General features: G+C 62.5%; 12 protein-coding genes. 5 read left to right on the forward strand and 7 right to left on the reverse strand.

Translation table 11 applies throughout. The annotated features are described in order from the left end of the window. Positions 1–82: 82 nt before the first annotated feature. From FJ319_06940 to FJ319_06960, 5 genes are all read left to right on the forward strand, one after another. A complete protein-coding gene (locus tag FJ319_06940) occupies positions 83–3748 on the forward strand; it encodes an FtsX-like permease family protein (GenBank protein ID MBM3934022.1) in 3666 nt (1221 codons plus the stop codon). A gap of 89 nt (positions 3749–3837) precedes the next feature. Further along, complete coding sequence (gene argF / locus FJ319_06945) at positions 3838–4773, forward strand: ornithine carbamoyltransferase (protein MBM3934023.1); 936 nt, start codon at positions 3838–3840, stop codon at positions 4771–4773. A gap of 66 nt (positions 4774–4839) precedes the next feature. After that, a complete protein-coding gene (locus FJ319_06950) occupies positions 4840–6171 on the forward strand; it encodes a ribosome biogenesis GTPase Der (GenBank protein MBM3934024.1) in 1332 nt (443 codons plus the stop codon). Next, a complete protein-coding gene (gene plsY / locus FJ319_06955) occupies positions 6171–6833 on the forward strand; it encodes a glycerol-3-phosphate 1-O-acyltransferase PlsY (GenBank protein MBM3934025.1) in 663 nt (220 codons plus the stop codon). Before FJ319_06950 ends, plsY begins: the two co-directional genes overlap by 1 nt. After that, positions 6815–7840 carry an NAD(P)-dependent glycerol-3-phosphate dehydrogenase gene (locus tag FJ319_06960; GenBank protein ID MBM3934026.1) on the forward strand — a complete coding sequence of 342 codons (1026 nt, stop codon included), beginning with the start codon at positions 6815–6817 and terminating at the stop codon, positions 7838–7840. The genes plsY and FJ319_06960 overlap by 19 nt, the downstream gene beginning before the upstream one ends. Here the strand turns inward: FJ319_06960 and FJ319_06965 are convergent. From FJ319_06965 to FJ319_06995, 7 genes are all read right to left on the reverse strand, one after another. After that, positions 7837–8583 (reverse strand): 16S rRNA (uracil(1498)-N(3))-methyltransferase, encoded by a 747-nt coding sequence (locus tag FJ319_06965; GenBank protein ID MBM3934027.1) that lies wholly within the window; start codon positions 8581–8583, stop codon positions 7837–7839. The genes FJ319_06960 and FJ319_06965 overlap by 4 nt on opposite strands. Before the next feature lies 1 nt (position 8584). After that, entirely contained in the window at positions 8585–9718 is a 1134-nt protein-coding gene (locus FJ319_06970) for a 50S ribosomal protein L11 methyltransferase (GenBank protein ID MBM3934028.1), read from the reverse strand. Between the two features lie 52 nt (positions 9719–9770). Beyond that, complete coding sequence (dnaJ, locus tag FJ319_06975) at positions 9771–10922, reverse strand: molecular chaperone DnaJ (GenBank protein ID MBM3934029.1); 1152 nt, start codon at positions 10920–10922, stop codon at positions 9771–9773. 177 nt (positions 10923–11099) lie between these two features. Then, complete coding sequence (locus FJ319_06980) at positions 11100–12257, reverse strand: hypothetical protein (GenBank protein ID MBM3934030.1); 1158 nt, start codon at positions 12255–12257, stop codon at positions 11100–11102. 130 nt (positions 12258–12387) lie between these two features. Further along, complete coding sequence (locus FJ319_06985; GenBank protein ID MBM3934031.1) at positions 12388–15033, reverse strand: hypothetical protein; 2646 nt, start codon at positions 15031–15033, stop codon at positions 12388–12390. A 569-nt stretch (positions 15034–15602) separates the two neighbouring features. Beyond that, complete coding sequence (locus FJ319_06990) at positions 15603–16883, reverse strand: transcription termination factor Rho (protein ID MBM3934032.1); 1281 nt, start codon at positions 16881–16883, stop codon at positions 15603–15605. Between the two features lie 356 nt (positions 16884–17239). After that, positions 17240–18904: a CTP synthase gene (locus FJ319_06995; protein MBM3934033.1), complete on the reverse strand. Its 1665-nt coding sequence runs from the start codon at positions 18902–18904 to the stop codon at positions 17240–17242. Positions 18905–19265 lie beyond the last annotated feature (361 nt).

The raw sequence follows: 19265 nt of genomic DNA on the forward strand, positions 1-19265 counted from the left end.
ACGAATCGTATACTATGAGACTGTGACCTCAGGGCAGGCGGAGCCTCAACAAGAACAGGGCGCCATGGGCTGAAGCTCACTTATGACATCTCTCTCAATGCCTAAACTCGTGCTCAGGCGGCTGGCGGACAACTGGATGCTTCTGTTGAGCATCTTCGCCGGTATCACCTTTGCCGCCACGCTCGTTGCCGCCGCGCCCGTCTACCTCCGCTCCCTTGAGCGCCTGGCCCTCAACCTTGAGATCGACCGCCTCGGCCGCCCTACATCCAACGTTGTCGCGTTCGCCTTCAACGTCCCCATCACGCATGAGGCTCTCACCGAAACGGAGAGCGAGTTCAACGCCATCGCCGAAGAGCACCTGGGCCCGCTCCAGGAGAGCCGGCTCCGCTACCTGATCGTCAGCAGCTACATGGCGTCCACGCCGGCGCGCCCCATAGCTGCGCCCGGCCAGCAGCAGGTCCGCGCGCCGTGGAACGGTTACCTGAGGTCCATGTCTGACCTGGACCGTCACGTGCATTTCGTGGAAGGGCGAATGGCGGAGGAAGGCATCGCGGACGGCCCGCGGGGGCCGGTCCTTGAGGTGGTGATCAGCTCGGCGACCGCCAGGTACTTCGAGCTTGACCTGAACGATGTCGTGGCGCTGACTACAGAGACCACCGACCCCACGCGGATCAGTGGTCGCGTGGTAGGCATAATGGAGGCGAACGATCCGGTAGAGGACTTCTGGGCGCCTCACGCCTCTGTGTACATCGACCCAGCGCCGGAGAGGGAAGAGATAAGCGCGACCGGCGAAGTGACAATTATTGAACCGGAGATACCGATCTTCACAACCCAGGCCGCCCTGGCGTCGGCCGTGTCTTCTGCCTACCCGGGGACACCTACAGACTCGATATGGATAATGCTCACGGACCCGCAGGTGCTCAAGCGGTGGGACAGGGCTGAGACCCAGGGCAGGCTGGTCGCATTCGAGAACGAGCTTGCGGACGTGATGCCCGGGATGACGGAGACCAGCACAGGGATAGAGGAACTTCTGCAGGTCTTTGAGCGGAGGACGTTCTTCTCCCGAGTGCCCCTGCTGCTCCTCCAGACGATCATGGCGCTCACTACTCTCTTTTTTCTGGTGATGATGGTCGCATACCTGGTCCAGAGCCGGCAGGGGGATGCCTCCCTGATGAGGACCCGCGGCATTGGCCTGGCGCAGCTCATAAGGCTTTACACGATTGAAGGGGTGTTCCTGACGGTTGTGGCCGCCGCGCTGGCGCCGTTTCTCGCAATGGGTGCTGTGGCGCTGGCCGGCATTCTCCCATACTTCTCCGAGATGACCGGCGGCGGCCTGCTTCCCATCGTGCTGGACCCCGCGCCTTTCATCGCGGCGGGCCTCACCGGCCTGCTGTGCCTGGCGGTCTTTGTCGTGCCCGGCACCTGGGGCGCGCGTGGTGGGCTACTCGTTCAGAAACTCGGCGCATCGCGCCCGCCGGCAATGCCTTTCGTCCAGCGGTACTACATTGACCTGGGCCTCCTGGCCCTCGGAGGAGTGATCTTCTGGGAGCTGTACACCCGCGGCGAGCTTGTCTCGGGCGGGCTCTTCGGAGACGCAAACGTCAATGAGCCTCTCGTGATGGCCCCGGTCCTGTTCCTGATTGCCGTTGCCCTGCTGTTCATGCGCCTCTTCCCCCTTGTCGTGAAGTACGTTGCCGGCGAGTCACAGCAGCTTGTGCACCTGGTCGCAGGCGCCGCCGTCGTCTCGCTCGCAGTTACCTACACCATACCTCCGGTGCTGGACGGCGGTTACTTTGAGCCCTTCACCCCGCTCCTTCTGCTCCTCTTGTTCTCGGGTGCATACATTGGCACTGCTCGCGCCTCGATGGCCTTCTACAGGGTGGCAGGCATTGTGGCTCAGGCAGGAATCGCCACGCTCTTCCTGTGGACGCGGCCCATCGACAGGGACGACCTGGTCTATTACATCCCAAGCCTGGCGCTCATTGCTTCCGTGGTCATGCAGGCGGTGTTCGACGCCTCGCGCCTCGCATTCCGTTCTGCGCCCGTTTGGGTGTCACTGAGCCTCTGGCACATGGCGCGGAACCCACTGCAGTACACGTGGGTCGTTCTGCTGCTGGTCCTGGTGACGGGCATGGGGATACTGGCGACGACGGTTGGAGGCACGCTGGAGCAGGGGCAGACTGACCGTGTGCACTACGACGTGGGAGCGGACGTGCGGGTGTCGCAGATTGACAGGCAGATGGCCGGGGACCCCCGCGCGGAGACGCTGCGCAGCAAGTACCGCACCCTGCCGGGCGTGACCGGTGTGTCGGTGGCATACCGCGAGGGGCGATTCTCGGATGTGGACGGCGTTGAGCTTCTGGCAATAGAGCCACGGGAGTTCCAGTTCATCGGGTGGTACAGGGATGACTTTTCCCGCAGCCCATTGAATGCCGTAATGCAGGCATTGCGCTCTTATTCGCAGGCACCGAGGATCGGCGTGCCGGACGACGCGGCGCAATTCGGCCTCTGGGCAAAGACTGACGACGCTGCAAACCAGTTCCCTTTGAGAGCGGTGCTGAGCAACGACCTAGGCGACACAACGGTCGTAACCCTGGGTCGCGTGGACAGCACGGATTGGAAGCTGCTACGGGGACAGATACCGGCTTCGTTCGACCGGCCGGCTTATCTGGTTTCCGTTCAGATTTACGAGCCGGGCCTTGGCCCCGCGCCATCGACGGGCACAGTCCTCCTCGACGACATCCACACGGTGGCCAGGGATGGAGATACCGAGAGCATAGTCGAATCGTTCGAAGGCTTCTTCACCTGGGAGCCGATCATCACATCTTCGCTGGCGTCCGACCGCCTCTTCTCCTACGGCGACGACGCCCATTCCGGCACGCGGTCCGGCCTCTTCCAGTTCGGCCAGGCGAATGAGGGGGGCGTACGCGGCATCTACCAGAGCCCCACCGCAGGACCGGTCCCCGTGGTGGCGAGCAGCACCTATATGCAGAGGACCGGCGCGCAGCTCGGCGACACGGTGGTCGTGCAGGTCGGCAGCCGGCGTGTGCCGGGCGTTATCAGGGATACGGTGGAGTATTTCCCCACAATGGGCTCGCGCCCCGGCGGATTCCTGCTGGCAGACATTCACGGCCTCCTCAGCCACATCAACATCATCAGCCCCCAGACGAGTATATGGCCCAATGAGATGTTTATCTCCGCCGCCCCAGCGGCCCGCACAGAGGTGCGCCGGTCAATTGAAGCGCTCTCGTTCCGCACCGGCATCGTAATGGACCGCAATTCCAGGCTGGAGGCCGTGCGGCAAGACCCGCTCACAAACGCAGGGTGGAGCTCCCTTGTAGTGGTATCTCTCGGGGTGGCTGTGGTAGCAGCGGGAATCGGATACGCAACGTACCTGCTCACCTTCTCGGGCCGCAGCCGGAACGAGATGGGCTTCCTGAAGTCCCTCGGCCTGTCCCGCCGGCAGATGCTATCGCTGCTGGCTTGCGAGCACATCGCAATAGCCATCGTGGGGCTCGTCCTGGGCACGTGGGCCGGGTTCCAGATGAGCCGGATGATGGTATCCTCCGTAGTCGTGACAGACACCGGAGATCCGATTGTGCCGCCGTACATCTCCACAACGGACTGGCTCCTGATGGCGCCGGCGTACCTCGCCATTCTCGCCATCTTCGGAGCGGCGCTATTCCTCCTGGACCGCAGCATCCGGCGCATCAACGTCAGCAAGATTTCGCGCATGGAAGGGCTCTAGACGGCCCGGTTTCCGCAGGTCCCACCGTCACCGCCCGTCACTTGCTATAATAGCCACGTCTATTCACACTACCCTGCCCGGCGCGGACGATGAACACCACTTCAAAAAGCAGAAGCTTCCTTTCTATCGCGGACCTATCCCCTGAAGATGTCCTAGCCACAGTCCGATTCGCAAAGCGCCTGAAGGACAGGGAGATTTCGCCGCGGCCGCTCGAGGGGAAGATAATTGCCCTGCTGTTCGAAAAGCCCTCCCTGCGCACCCGCGTGAGCTTCGAAGTGGGAATAAGGCAGCTCGGCGGAGAGTGCATCTACCTGTCGAAGGACGATGTTGGCCTGGGGGGCCGCGAGCCGGTCGCGGACGTGGCGCGCGTGCTGGACCGCTGGGTGGACGGCATCGTCGCCAGGGTTTTCGCCCACAGAAGCCTGGAGCTCCTGGCGCAGTACACGCGCATCCCCGTTGTGAACGCTCTCTCGGAGCTGGAGCACCCATGCCAGGCGATGGGCGACCTTCTCACCATTCTGGAGCACCGCGGAAAGCTGGCAGGCCAGCGCGTGGCCTATATCGGCGACGGCAACAACGTGGCGGCGAGCCTCGCGCTCGCTTGCGCCTCCGTGGGCGCGCACTTCGTTATCGCCGTGCCGCCTGCCCCCAAATACCAGATACCTGAGGCCATCTGGGCGCTTGCCCTGCGCAGGACCCAGGAGAGCGGCAGCAGGCTGGAAGTCGTCCGGAAGCCCCAGGACGCGGCCGCCGGCGCGGACGTCGTCTACACCGACGTGTGGGTGAGCATGGGACAGGAGCGCGAAAACGAAGCGCGCCTGAAGGCGTTCGCGGGCTACCAGGTCAACCCGGAGCTCATGGCGCTCGCCAAGCCCACAGCTATCTTCATGCACGATCTTCCGGCGCACCACGGACTGGAGGTCTCAGAGGGCATGCTGGACCACAAGACTTCCGTCGTCTTCGACCAGGCTGAGAACCGGCTGCACGGGCAGAAAGCCGTTCTGGTGGACCTTTTCTCCGCTTAGGCCGGGCCGCGCATGGTGCGATAATAGTGTTGAGCCGCATTCATACCTTAGGATCCTGGCCTACCAATGACCTTCCCTCCATCCAAGCCACTAGTCGCCATAGTGGGCCGTCCGAACGTTGGCAAGTCCACGCTCTTCAACCGGCTCATCGGCATGAACCTGTCTATCGTTTCAGACGTTGCCGGCACTACGCGCGACCGCGTAACGGCTGAGACCGTCTGGGCGGACCACCCTTTTATTGTAGTCGACACGGGCGGACTGGACGATTTCCCACAGACGGAGATGTGGAGCAAGATCAAGGGCCAGATCGATCTTGCGATCGACCAGGCGGACGTGATCGTGATGCTTGCCGACGCGGAGGCCGGCGCCACCGCGGCGGACCGCGATATAGCGGACGTCCTGCGCCGCACCGGCAAGCCCATCGTGCTGGCCGCCAACAAGTCCGACAACGACAAGCGCGCCGCCCAGTCGGTTGAGTTCTATGAGCTTGGCCTCGGCGACCCCGTTGCCATCAGCGCCTACCACAACTACGGCATGGACGATCTGATGGAGCGCGTTGTGGCCCTGTTCCCGGAGACCCCCGCCATACTGGAGGTCCCGGCGGACGTCAGGGTCGCAATTGTTGGCCGGACGAACGTCGGCAAGTCCGCCCTTTCGAATGCAATCTCCGGCCAGGAGCGCTCTGTTGTGAGCTCCGTTGCGGGGACAACGCGGGACGCCCTGGACACTCTCATAATGCACGACGATAGGCGTGTGCTGCTGATCGACACGGCGGGGCTGCGCAAGCGGGGCAGCATAGAGCAGGGCATCGAGCAGTACAGCGCCCTCCGAACAGTCAGGGCTATCGACCGCGCCGAGGTGGCCGTGCTGGTAATGGACGCCTCCGAGCTGGCGACTGCGCAGGACACCCACGTCGCTGGGTATGTCCTGGACTCGCACAAAGCCATCGTTCTCGCCATCAACAAATGGGACCTGGCGAAGGATCTGGAGCTGACGAAGGAGGACGCCACGGCGAAGGTGCGCGAGCGGTTCAAGTTCCTTGCGTACGCGCCGATCGTCTTCGTCTCCGCTGAAAGGCGGGAGGGCATCAAGGATCTGCTGTATACCGCGGTGAGGGTCTCTATCGAGTGGAACAAGGGCGTGCCGAGATACGGGCTTCGCCGGACGGTCCTGATGGCTGTCGCAAAGCACCCCCCTCAGCTCCACGGGCGGCAGCAGCTCAAGGTCTACGGCATCACCCAGGACCGGACGGGCCCGCCGAGCTTCACTTTCTATGTGAACAAGTCAGACCTTGTGCACTTTTCATACGAAAGGTATCTTGAGAAGGCTATCAGGGAGGAGTACGGTTTCGAGGGCAGCCCGCTGAGAATCCGGTTCAAGGGCCGAGGGGAGCAATAATGCAAATCGCGCTGCTTGCGGCCGTCGGTTACCTGCTCGGCGCAGTGCCGTTCGGACTGATCGCCGGGTACCTGTTCGGCCGCACCGACGTCCGGCAGCACGGCAGCGGCAATACCGGCATGACGAACGTCATGAGAACGGTAGGCGTGAAGGCGGCGGTGCTGGTGCTGGTCCTGGATATGGGCAAGTGCGTGGCCGCGGTGCTTATCGCCCGCGCACTGACGGACTCCCCCGCGGCGGACGCCGCCGCCACCATCTCCGCCATGGTGGGCCACACCTGGTCTGTCTACCTGAAATTCAAGGGCGGCAAAGGCACCGCAACCGGCTGGGGCGGTCTGCTGGTCCTATCTCCCATCTCCGGGCTCGTCGCCACGGCGCTCGGGGTTGCCGTCGTCGCCGGCACTCGCTGGGTATCACTGGGGTCCATCGTTGCAGCCACGGTGGGCTCCGCGGTCCTCGTTGGCCTCTGCGTCACGGGTAACGCGCCTGGCCCGTATGCCTGGTTCGGCATCGTGGGCGCGCCGATTATCGTCTTCCGCCACAAGGACAATATCCGCCGATTGATGAAAGGCGAAGAGCGCAAGCTGGGACAGAAGACCCCCGGCGCCGCTGTTCAGGCAGAGCCCCGGTCGCGAGGAGTGCGATGGCCCGGATCGGTATAGTCGGCGCAACGAGCTGGGGCACCACGCTGGGTATTGTGGCCGCGCGCAACGGCTCGGAAGTACGCCTGCTCGCCAGGTCGAAAGACGAGGCCGACGGCCTGCAAGCCTCGCGGGAGAACCCGCGGTTCTTGCCGGGGGCTATGTTCCCAGACTCCATGCGGGTCGAATCGTCCCCTTCCGAGGCTCTCGCCGGCGCTGATGTCGTCATAATTGCCGTGCCTTCAAGGACGATGCGCGACAACGTACGCGCAATCCGCGAATGCCTGGAAGAAAATGCCGTCCTGCTGAGCGCCTCAAAGGGCCTCGAAATCAGCTCCGGCAAGCGTATGAGCCAGGTGCTGGCAGAAGAGCTCCCCAAATCGCTCCACGGCCGTATTTGCGCCCTGTCCGGCCCCAATCTCGCGGGCGAGATCATTCAGGGCAAGCCGTCGTCTACGGTCGTCGCTTCAAAAAACCTTGAAGCTGCAAGAGCAGCACAGGCCGCCCTCACCTCGAACCGTTTCAGGGTGTACACGAATACCGATATCGTGGGCGTTGAGCTTGGCGGGGCGCTGAAAAACATCATCGCACTTGGCGCGGGAATATGTGACGGGCTGGATGTTGGCGACAACGCCAAGGCCGCTTTCATGACGCGGGGGCTTGCGGAGATCGCCCGGCTCGGCGTCGCCGCGGGGGCTGAGGCTATCACCATGGCCGGGCTGGCCGGTATGGGCGACCTTATAGCCACGTGCTCGAGCCCGCTGAGTCGCAACCACTATGTGGGCGTGGAGCTCGCGAAGGGGCGGACGCTCAAAGAGATACGCAACTCCATGAAGAACATCGCCGAAGGGGTGGACACAACGGCGGCCGCGGTGGAAATGGCGGCCCGGCTCAGAGTAGACTTGCCGATTGCGCGCGTCACCTACAGGGTGCTCTTCGAAGACCTGCCCATTGGGCAAGCGATTGCGGAGCTAATGGGCCGCCCTCCGAGCCCGGAGTGGTCGGGCATCGAAGCCGAAGGCCGCTAGGACCCCAGCTCGCCCAGCTCATACATTACGGCGGATACAGCCGCTATCGAGGCGGTGTCCGCCCGCATGATGCGCCGCCCCAGAGTAACAGGGGTTGCTCCCCTCCCCTTCGCCGTCTCAACCTCCGCCGCGGTGAACCCGCCCTCAGGGCCGATCAGGATGCCCACGCCCCGGGCGTAGCGTTCGCGATTGCCGGCCAGCTCCGTCCGGAGGCCGCGCGCCGCCTCTTCCTCCCACGGAATAATGGCCGACGCGCCCGCCATTTCGCACGCTTCCGCGAAGGTCACCGGGCCGTGGACCTCCGGCAGCCGTCCCCGGCGGGAAACCTCCGAGGCTTCCTTAACGATCCTGCTCCAACGCTCCCGCCGCTTTCCGGCCCATGCCGGACCACCATCCTGCGGCAGCATCCTTTCTGAGAAGAACGGCACGAAGGCCGACACGCCCAACTCCGTGCACTTCTGCAGTACCGTGTCCAGCTTGTCGCCCTTCAGCAAGGCGGCGAAGAGCGTTACGGGGACCGCGGCGTCTCCTTGCGCGGCCCTCTTCGCGGTGACCACGCCCTCCACACGCCCCTGGTGTACGTCGGTCAGAGAAAGCTCGTACTCCAGCCCTGCGCCGTCCAGCAATACAACTTTCTCCCCTGCTCGCAGGCGGAGGACGCGGGCTATCTGGTGGGCGACATCCCCTTCGAGCATCGCCCGCGAGCCGGAAATCGCGGTGTGGCCCACGAAGAAGCGGTGCATGTCAAGACACCGTCGCCAGCATGCACACCCAATCGCCGTCCACCTCAGTGCGCTCCACGTTCGCCCCAGCCTCTTCGAGCCGCTTCGCCACCCCGTCCGCGTGCTCTGCCAGCACACCGGATACGATGAGCCGCCCTCCCGGCTTCGCGGCCTCAGTCATATGGTCCGAAAGCTCCTTCACTACTTTCGCAGAGATGTTCGCGACGACGATGTCGAAGCTCTTTGCGGGCGCCCGATGGTCCGGCAGGCTGGCGTTGTACTGCCGAGTTGTTGCGGATACGCCGTTCTGCGCGACATTGCGATTGGCCACGGTGGCCGCCATCTCGTCGATCTCCAGCCCAACAACGCTCGATGCGCCCAGCTTGGCGGCCGAGATGGAAAGGATGCCAGAGCCGCTGCCTACGTCGAGCACGGCGCAACCAGGCTGCACAGTCTCTTCCAGCATCTGCAGGCACATCCGCGTCGTTGGGTGGTGGCCCGTCCCGAACGCCATGCCGCGGTCGAGCTCGATCACGACTTCGCCAGGCTTCGCCTCGTGCTGCCGCCAGGTGGGCACTATTACCGTGCGCCTCCCGATCTTGAGGACATGAAAATGCTGCTTCCACGCCTCCTGCCAGTCCTTCTCGTCTACCTCCGCCTGGCGGAGCCCGGAGATAGGGGCCAGGTAGGCGACAAGCCGCACGCCCACGTCGATGCGCGCACGGCGGTCGTCCGTCGTGGAATCGATCGGCAGGTACGTCTTTATCCTCACCGATTCGCTCTTCGGAGGGGCCTCGCCCTCGTCCGGGTTGAAGCCGCCCCCCTCCTCGATGGCAACACCGCCATGGCCGTACTTGTAAAAGATCTCCGTAAGGGGCTCAACGAACTCCGGCGGAGAATCGACGCTCAACTCAATCCACTTCAATTGGGTTTCCTCTTCAATAATTGTATCGGGGGCAGACCTATTGCATATCTGGTGGCGTTGACTTCGTAGGGGCGCACAGCAGTGCGCCCCTGCCTGCCTACGATTGCGATTGCTATTACAACGGCCGGGCGCACTGCTGTGCGCCCCTGCGAAATCGGCGCCTCTCGCATACCTACCCGTTAGTTGCGAACGTTCAATCCGCGGCCGCACCTCGAGGCACAACCACCCCAATCACAGATCGAAGGGTCCCGATATTGGGACCCTTCTAAGACAGACCGTCTTTCTAATCTTTCTCCGGCTCGCTCGCGAAGCTCTTCTTGAGTTTGTCGAACCACCGCTTGTCGTGCTTGTTGTCGCGTTCATTCGTCTGGGAGCCGAAGGTCCTGGCGAGCTGCCGCATGAGGTTCTTCTGCTCTTCCGTCAGCGTCCTTGGCGTCTCCACGATCATCAGCACCATGATGTCGCCGCGCTGCTTCTTGCTTCCCAAATGAGGAATGCCCGCTCCCTTGATCCGCAGGATATCCCCGGTCTCCGTGCCTGGAGGCACCTCGAGCGGCGACTCGCCCTCAAGCGTCGGCACTTTGAGCGACGATCCAAGGGCGGCCTGGGCGATATTTACCTTTTGATTGAGTACGAGTTCGTAGCCTTCCCTGCGGAACAACGGATGGTTTTTCACACGTACGACTACGTAGAGATCCCCCGCCGCCCCCCCATTAAATCCCGGCTCTCCCTCGCCCGTGAGGCGGATCTGCGTGCCGGACTCGATACCCGCGGGCACGGTGACGACCATCTTTCGGTTCTTCACCTCTCGGCCCGCGCCGCGGCATGCCTTGCAGGGATCGCTGATCACGCTGCCCTCACCCCTGCACATTCCACACGGTACTACCTGGACAAACTGCCCGAATATACTCTGGTGCGCTCTACGTACCTGCCCCTGCCCATTGCAGTCCGGGCACGTCGCCGCCTTTGCGCCGGGCTCGCTGCGGGCGCCTTTGCAGGCGGAACAGACTTCCGTGCGGCGGACGTTGATCTCCTCTTCCGTCCCGAAAACCGCCTTCTCGAACGGCACGGTGATGCCCGCCTGCAGGTCGGCGCCGCGCCGTGCTGCGTGGGCCGAGCGGGCGCCTGCGCCCCCGAAGAAGGCATCGAAAATGTCTCCGAAGCCGCCGAAGTTCTCAAAGCCGTCAAAGCCGCGCGCGCCGCCGTTCTGGGCCGCTGCGTGGCCGAACCTATCGTAGTCCGAGCGCCTCTTGGCATCGCTCAGGACCTGGTAGGCCTCGTTGATCTCTTTGAACTTTTCCGCGGCGTCGACGTTCTTGTTGCGGTCCGGGTGGTGCTCGAGCGCGAGTTTTCGGAAAGCTTTCCGGATGTCTTCCTCGGAAGCCTCACGGGCGACACCAAGGACTTCATAGTAGTCGCGTTTGCTTGTTGTCATACCTGTTCTGATAAGGAAAATCTAAAGACCATTATATTCAGGCGGCGATAGCCCAACAAGGCAACCGGCGTTCGCGCAGGCGCGTGCTATCCGTCGCAAAGAGTGAGGGCGCCGCGCGTGAAATGCTGCGCGACGCCCTCACGACAGACCCGGAGGGTCTGCTCAAAGGCGCATTGACTAGAACCGGCCGCGGAACCTGCGGATGCCGAAGACCAGCCCGACTGGCGCTATCAGCAGGAGCATGTTCGCGAGCCCGACGGCCAGAGGCGTCGCCCTGGCATGGCAGACGAGATATCGAGCGTTGTTGGGCTGGAGATCACTGCCGCTATCGGCCGGGGCTGTGGTCGTCGTCGCAATTACCGTGGGCGAGCCCTGAGTATCGGGCGTGGCCGCCGGGGCCGTTGCCGTTGCCGTTGCCGGCGCCGCTGTCGCCGTGGGCGTCGCCGGAACAGCCGTGGCGGTGGGAGTCGGAGGCTCGACGGTCGCCGTCGGCGGCACGGGTGTGGACGTAACCGTCGGCGGGACCGGCGTGGCGGTCGGCGGCTCAGGCGTAGGCGTGGAAAGCCCGGTGAAGACGACGCCAAAGTTGTTCTCAAACGCGCCGCTAACGAACCTTGCGGTCGTACTAGACTTCATGCCGTTCAAGAAAAACTCGATGGGCTTGCCGATATACTTCGGGTTGCCCGGCGCGAGGACCAGGTTGACGTACCGGTCGCCATTGACTACGGCGGGTGCAGACTCGTAGTCCTCGATCCTCGCGATCAGAACGGCGCCCGAAGGCACCCTGCCTCCCACAACGGCGATCTGCCCGGAGAACACCGCAGGATTGGCAACCTGCGGCGTAGGCGTGAATATCGGCGTGTTGGTCGGCACCGGCGTGAGCGTCGGCGTAGGGGTGATGGTCGGAGTCGCACTTGGCGTGGGTGTCGGAGTCGGAATGCCTGCAAAGGTCAGGTTGAACCCGCTTTTGAAAGCCTCGGTCGACGGGCCGTATTTGACCACGACCCTGTCCGTCTGGGTGGCCCGGTCTGGAGAGCCGTCCAAGTGGAAGGTGATCAGCGCGTTGTTAAAAGTGTCGTCGGGCACAGATACCAGCAAATTGGAATAGGTGCCGTTCTTCACCTGTATTGGCTCCGACTGGTAGCGAGTGTCTATGCGCGCAACAACGTAGTGGCCGTCGGGAACCGGCTGGCCGCCGGCCGTGATGTTGCCGGTGTAGCTTTGCGGAAATATAGGCGGCGACTGGGCGTTGGCCGAGCCGGCCGCGGTTGCCGCTGAAATAGTCGCGAATAGAAATGCGGATACTACTGCAAAAAGAGTTGTCCTAATCACCATCATGCCTCCCGTGAATTGCGTCCCGGCCCCGTTTTGACGGGGTAGAAGCTATGTAAAACAGGACCTCCCTCCAATTATATCGGAGGGAGGTCCTGTTTACTAACTTTCGGGCCTAATCGCTACTCGGCGCTTACGGGACAAGCGTACCGGCGGCGTTCAGGTATACCCAATAGCCCTGACCGACCACAAGGAAGGCGGTGGCTGGCACCACGCTGGAGAACGTGTCGGCAAGCTCGTTGTAGTCATAGATCCTGGTGGGCGAGAGGCCGCTCATGTAGGTCGCGGCGGTCACCTCCAGAGCCTGACCGGCGGTCTTGGTGCCCGTCACATCCAGGACAGGGAGGAGGTTCCAGCCCTTGACCAAGTTCACCGTCGGGAGGGTGGTGGCGACGCCGCCGCCCGCGACAGGGATCGTGACGTTAAGGGCCTGGAACGACGTGCTGTACATCCAGTAGGCCCTGTTGGCCGTGATATGGGTCAGCGTGCCGGCCAGCGTGCCGTCCTCAGCGCGGGTAGCCGTCAGCCAGCTGCCCGGGACCGTGGGATCGTAGGTCAGCACGTACTTGATCGGGTTCGTGGTCTTGATGACCGTGTTGATGTCGGTGTTCGCAGGGTTGTTAGGCAGCGACACCAGGTTCCAGCCCGGCCTCATCGTCAGGGAGAAGTCAGGCCGCACCTTGACCGAGAAGGCCTTGGTGATGGTCTTGGCGTTACCGGCATCATCCGTGCCCGTCAGCTTCAGCTCGTAGTTCGCAACCGGCAGATCGCGGTTCGACAGCAGGAACTTGCCGGCGGACTCCTTGTTGATGCGGGCTGCGACATCCTCGACGACGTTCGTGCCGCCAGGAACAATCCTGGTCAGCGTAACGGCGCTAAGGGTGACGTTGCTCTTGGTGTCAAGGTTCGTCGCGATGTCCGCGACCGTGTTGGTGTAATCATCGTTGTCCGTGCCGTCTTTTCCGGCCAGCAGGCCGTACTCGCGGCCCTCGCCGGACCAGTCGATCTCAAGGAACGGGTTCGGAGAGAAGGACGTGTTCGGGTCGCCGGAACCGAGAACGCCGATTACAGGGTTAGGAATACCGTTATCGATCTCGACCTTGATGGCGCCGGAGGCCGTGATGGCCCCAGTGCCGGCCGTCTTGGCATTGCCGGACGTGTCCGTGGCCGTCACCTTAACGTTTAAGGCGCTCGGGCGGGTGGTGGCCGTGAGCGTAGCGCGGAACAGGTTGGTGCTGATCAGCGCGCTGCCGGAGAGCGTGTTTTGCATGCCCGCGACCACGATCTGAGGCGCGGCAAGCAGCGTCTCATCGGACGAAACATCTATCGTGACGACCTCCTTGGATAGCGTCTGGGACAGCGACACTACGATCGTCGGAGAGATGTTGTCGGTGGCGGTGCCGGAAAGGCCCGCAACGGCTACAAGGTTGCCGGCCTTGTCGGACAGCGAGCTGCCGATGACCGAGACGGATGGCTTGGCATCGGACGCCATCGCCGCAACCGTCAGGTATACGCTGGAGGCATCCGCCGCGAACCACTCGGCAGCCGTCGGGGCCGCGTTGTTCACGCGGAAGTCGGCAGCCTGTATGGTCGTGCCGTCGAGGAACTCATTGAATACGACGCGGATGGACGTGTTCTTGCCCTCGGACGCGGTCACGTTCGGGGCGCCGGAGGCGAAGTGCTGGCCGGTCCTTACCGGGTTGCCCGAGGCCAGCGTCGGGGCCACGGTGTCGACGCGGAAATCGTAGTCGTCGGCGACCAGGTTGGACGTGTTGCGGTCGCTATTGCCGATGTTGCCGGCCTTGTCCTTGGCGGTTACGCGCCAGACAACGGTCGTCTCACCGGCAGGGACGTTGACCGTGCTCTCAGCCCTGTAGCCGCCGGTGATCGCGTTGACCACAGGGGCCGTGGGGCTCAGAACGGTTGCAGGGGCAGTGCTCACGATCTCGAACGTAATGCTGTTAGGGGCGATCGTTGAATCGGCATCGGTGATGTCGGCGATAATGCGGACCGCCTGGGTCTTGGTGGAAAGCTGGTGCTCGGGCGTGACGACCGAGACGACAGGCTTGGTGGTCTCAACGGTAACGGAAGCCGTCCGGTTGGTGCCGCCGTCGTTATAAACGACGGTGATCACGGAGCCGCTGGTGACCGCAATCTTCGGGCGAGGCGTAGTAGCCGTCGTCGTCGAGTTGGTCAGGTCGGTGGCCGCGGCCGTGCCGAACTTGCCCTTGAAAATGCCGGTCGAAGCGCCGGTCTCAAGGACAAGCATGCTGAAGCCGGTGGCATCCTGCGTGCTGCGGACGGTGACCGAGGCGGTCTGCACATCGTGCGCAGTATAGGTGACCTGAAACGCGACAAGTGCGCTGACGCTGGAGGTGGCCGTGTTCTTGAAGGTCAGCAGGCCGTCGGCGGCGTTGACGCCAAAGGGGTGGTATTTGGTGACGACGCCGGATGTGGACGATTGGGTCACACGGGCGAATGTCGAATCGGTGGACGTGACCGTGACATCAAGGAAGTTGACGATGCCGTCGCCGGTATTATCCAGGATCGGGAACTTGGCTACGCGGACGACGAACTCCTGGTTTGCGGCCACAACGCCATTGCCAAGGTTAGGAGTGATGTGCGCGGAATTGAAGCCGGTCGTCTCATTGCTCTGGAGGACGCCGGTGTTGAGGTCGGAGTCCTCAACCGTTACCTCAACCTCGTCCGCAGCCGTGGTCACATTGGTCACGTAAGCCTTGCTTACCGTGACGGTGCCAACTGCCGCGGATGCGGGCATAGAGGCAAAGAGAGCTACCAACAGGGACAGGACCACTAACAGAGGAACAATCCTAGCCATTCTTCTCACTTAGCTACCCCCTTTTCGGTGTATGCTTGATTTCCAAAATAGGACCATAGTCAGCACAGACAGCGTACCGGGCCGTCCGCACCAAGCTCCTTGAGTTGTACATCACGCCCGAAGCTATGTCAAGCTACGAGCGCTACACGTTTAAGGCATTCACGCAACCCAGGCCTGCAGTCCCAGACTGACCAAACGCCGCCACGTGTTTTGGAGACGCACAAGTCTCCTTGGGATCTCTCCCAAAGCAAGCGAAATGTTATAGCACCAAGTATGCAGTGTCAATAAGATTAGGCGCTTACATTCCGCCTGTTCGCCGTATGGGCCGGTCAACCCACCGCGCGCCCGCGGAACGTGCCATTTCAATAACACCGCCGCTAGCGCCTTCAGCCCAATACAGAAGTAATTTTGCTCCATGAAGCATTACCGCTGTATTACTTGAACGAGCTAGCCCAACTGTCGCAAAAAGAGGCGGGCGCATCTCGGGCGCCCGCCTCTCCTACCGGCGGTCAGTCATATATCTCGTTCGCCAGGTTGGCGAGGAACTCCTGATTGTCGCGGGTCTTCGCCAACCGCTCGATCACGCGGTCGATGGCCTCGCTGGAGTACTTTGCGTCCTGATTGATCATGTTGACCATGCGGCGCAGCAGCCACACTTTGCTGAGGGTCTGCTCGTCCAGCAGCAGCTCCTCGCGGCGAGTGCCGCTGCGGAGGATGTCTATGGCCGGGAATACGCGGCGCTCCGCAAGCTTCCGGTCCAGGTGGATTTCGAGGTTGCCCGTGCCCTTGAACTCCTCGTAGATAACGTCGTCCATGCGGGAGCCGGTATCCACGAGGCACGCCGCAAGTATGGTCAGGCTTACGCCGTCTTCCACCTTGCGGGCCGCGCCGAAGAACTTCTTGGGCGGGTACAGCGCCACGGGGTCGATACCGCCGGAGAGCGTCCTGCCGCTCGTGGGCACGGCCAGGTTGTAAGCGCGGGTCAGGCGCGTGAGGCTGTCCAGCAAGATCACAACATCCTTGCCGGCCTCCACAAGGCGCTTGGCGCGCTCGAGCACCAGCTCGGCGACGCGGCAATGGTCTTCCACAGGCTCGTCGAAGGTGGAGCTGTAGACCTCCCCGTCGACCGACCGCACCATGTCGGTCACCTCTTCAGGGCGCTCGCCGATGAGGGCGACCATGAGGTGGATGTCCGGGGCGTTGGCGGTAATGCCGTTGGCGATCTGCTTGAGAAGGGTCGTCTTGCCCGCTTTGGGCGGGGAAACGATCATGCCGCGCTGGCCGCGGCCGACCGGGGCCACCAGGTCGATGAGGCGCGTGGAGAGCATGCTGCGCTTTGTCTCGAGCGGTATCCGCTCTATGGGGGAGATCGGGGTAAGGTTCTCGAAGTGGGGGCGGTCCCTCGCGGTATCGGGGTGGAGGCCGTTGACCGCCTCCACCCTCACAAGGCCGTAATAACGCTCCCCGTCTTTGGGCGCCCGCACCTGCCCGGCCACCTGGTCGCCGGTGCGCAGGCCGAAGCGGCGAATCTGAGACTGGGAGACGTAGACGTCCCCTGGGCTGGCGGCGACCTGGTGCTTTCCGCCCGGCCTGAGGAAGCCGTACCCCTCGTTCGTCATGGCGAGGATGCCGGTCACGAGGAGGTGGCCGTTCTGCTCCGCCTGGGCCTGCAAGACCTTGAGCATGAGGTCCTGGCGGCGCGGAGGGGCTCCCTCATCGAGAACGCCCATGTTCCTGGCTACTTCATGCAGCTCATCGTCCGATTTTGTCTGAAGCTCTGTGATGTTCATCTGTGACTCCGGGACTGTAAGTGACAGCCTGATGCTCCTCTTCTGCGAGGAAGAATGCGTGGTAATGCCGGTGAGGGCGCGAGTAGTTTGGGTGCAGGTCTATTGGAAGCAATTGTTGGCGAAGTAGTATGAACGTCGCTCTACGATGGGCCGCCAGATCTACCGGGTGAAGTGCTTTCGGGGGCCGAGCGGGCGCGAACAGCGACCGCAATCATAAAGGCCAGTCCGAAATGAGAAATCTCTTGAACACGGGTTGCAAAACGTTCCTGTTGCCCAACATCCGCCGAAGCGCCGACCGTGCTCGAGAGGTTGATACAGTGAGGTAATTTAATGTTAGCACAGGCTTTACGGTGCGTCTATACCTTCACTTTGCCGGGTTGCGGCTCGGCCGCCTCCGAGATGAGCGGGAGCTGGCCGCCCTCGCGCAGCGTGTTCTTGGCCACACCGATGAACTCCCTGAACAGCGGGTGAGTCCTGTTCGGCCGCGAAAGGAATTCGGGGTGGAACTGCACGCCCAGCATGAACGGGTGGCCGGCATGCTCCATTATCTCCACCAGCTTGCCGTCAGGCGAGAGCCCGGTAGGCCAGAGGCCGGCGTCTTCCATGCGCTCGCGGTACGCGTTGTTGAATTCGAAGCGGTGGCGGTGCCGCTCGTAGACCAGGTCCTGGTCGTACGCACGCCGGGCGATGGAATCGCCGACCAGCTTGCAGGGGTAGAGGCCCAGGCGCATCGTGCCGCCCATGGCCGTTACAGTCCGCTGGTCCGCCATCAGGTCAATCACCGGGTCCGCAGTCTTGGGATCGAATTCCGTGGAGTTCGCATGGTCCAGCCCGAGAAGAGACCTGCCGGCCTCGATGACCATGACCTGCATGCCCAGGCACAGGCCGAGGTACGGCACCTTCTGGGTGCGGGCATACTTCACCGTCTGCACCATGCCTTCGATGCCGCGCGGCCCGAAGCCTCCCGGGACAACGATGCCGCTCACCGCGCTCAGGTACTGCGCTGGGCCGTTCTCTTCCACGTCCTCCGCCCTGATCCACTTTACCTCAAGATTACGCCCGTGGGCGATCGCCGCGTGGAGCAGAGATTCCTTGACGGAGATGTAGGAGTCCTGCAGGTCCACGTACTTGCCGACGATCGCGATCTGCACGGGGTCCTTCGGCGCGCGTATGAGCTCCACCATACTCCGCCAGTCGGACATATCGCGCCCTGAGGCAGAGAGGGAGAGCGTGTCCACTACCTGATCGCCCAGGCCCTCATCCTCCAGGATCAGGGGCACCTGGTACACGGAGCTCACGGTTGGCAGGCCGATGACGCCCTGGCGTGGCACGTCGCAGTAGACCGCGATCTTCGCCTTGATATCGTCGGTGACCGGGTAGTCGCTACGGCAGATAATCGAGTCCGGTTGGATTCCGATGCCGCGCAACTCCCGAACGCTGTGCTGGGTAGGCTTTGTCTTGAGCTCGCCGGTGGCGGATATATAAGGAAGATACGTTACGTGGATGTAGAAAACCTTGTTCTTGCCCACGTCGTTGCGCATCTGCCGGATCGCTTCGAGGAAAGGCAGGCCTTCGATGTCGCCGACAGTGCCGCCGACCTCGATTACGATAACGTCCGTCTTGCTTTCGGCCGCGTGGGTCGTAATCTTCTTCTTGATGGCGTCCGTTACGTGGGGGACCGTCTGGATGGTGCCGCCGAGAAATTCTCCCTTGCGCTCTCGGGCGATTACCTCGCTGTATATCTGGCCCGCGGTAATGTTGGATGAACGGGTGAGGTCAACGTCTATGAAGCGCTCGTAGTGGCCCAGGTCCAGGTCCGTCTCGCTCCCGTCCTTGGTGACGAAGACCTCCCCGTGCTGGTAGGGGGACATGGTGCCGGGGTCCACGTTGAGGTAAGGGTCAAGTTTCAAGACGGATACGGTGACGCCGCGGCTCTTGAGAATCCGGCCTATAGAGGCAACGGTTATCCCTTTGCCGACAGAACTTACGACACCGCCGGTAACAAAGATGTACTTAGTCATTGACGCGCAACTCTAGGGTAATAGAGTATTGAGAGACTTCTGCGGAGTGAGACCGACCGACCACCGGAGACCCGGGCACAATGAGGCACTTCAAGTGAGATGGATACACGTGGCATCGGGGACATTCTTCAGGCTCCGCCTGAAAACGAGCGTTTTCCCCAAATTAAGGAATCCGCTGCCCACAGGCAGAGTATAGGCTTTGACGAACGGCACTGTCAATAACTACAACGGGCGATGTCTTTGCTCAGTGATATTGTCAGTAGGTAACTGCTCAGTGAATATGTCAGTCCATGAGAGGACTACATTTGACCGAGCGAGAAGCGAAGAGAGCACAGATACTGAACCTTGTTCTGGAGGGGCG

Source organism: SAR202 cluster bacterium, assembly GCA_016872355.1.
GTDB lineage: Bacteria > Chloroflexota > Dehalococcoidia > Lucifugimonadales > VGZY01 > VGZY01.

Excerpts from the sequence above, each read along its gene's own strand:
- FJ319_06985 (MBM3934031.1), bottom strand. The coding sequence starts at position 15,033 with ATGCCCGCATCCGCGGCAGTTGGCACCGTCACGGTAAGCAAGGCTTAC.
- FJ319_06960 (MBM3934026.1), top strand. The coding sequence starts at position 6,815 with ATGGCCCGGATCGGTATAGTCGGCGCAACGAGCTGGGGCACCACGCTG.
- argF (MBM3934023.1), top strand. The coding sequence starts at position 3,838 with ATGAACACCACTTCAAAAAGCAGAAGCTTCCTTTCTATCGCGGACCTA.
- FJ319_06980 (MBM3934030.1), bottom strand. The coding sequence starts at position 12,257 with ATGGTGATTAGGACAACTCTTTTTGCAGTAGTATCCGCATTTCTATTC.
- FJ319_06940 (MBM3934022.1), top strand. The coding sequence starts at position 83 with ATGACATCTCTCTCAATGCCTAAACTCGTGCTCAGGCGGCTGGCGGAC.
- FJ319_06995 (MBM3934033.1), bottom strand. The coding sequence starts at position 18,904 with ATGACTAAGTACATCTTTGTTACCGGCGGTGTCGTAAGTTCTGTCGGC.
- FJ319_06965 (MBM3934027.1), bottom strand. The coding sequence starts at position 8,583 with ATGCACCGCTTCTTCGTGGGCCACACCGCGATTTCCGGCTCGCGGGCG.
- FJ319_06990 (MBM3934032.1), bottom strand. The coding sequence starts at position 16,883 with ATGAACATCACAGAGCTTCAGACAAAATCGGACGATGAGCTGCATGAA.
- FJ319_06950 (MBM3934024.1), top strand. The coding sequence starts at position 4,840 with ATGACCTTCCCTCCATCCAAGCCACTAGTCGCCATAGTGGGCCGTCCG.
- plsY (MBM3934025.1), top strand. The coding sequence starts at position 6,171 with ATGCAAATCGCGCTGCTTGCGGCCGTCGGTTACCTGCTCGGCGCAGTG.
- dnaJ (MBM3934029.1), bottom strand. The coding sequence starts at position 10,922 with ATGACAACAAGCAAACGCGACTACTATGAAGTCCTTGGTGTCGCCCGT.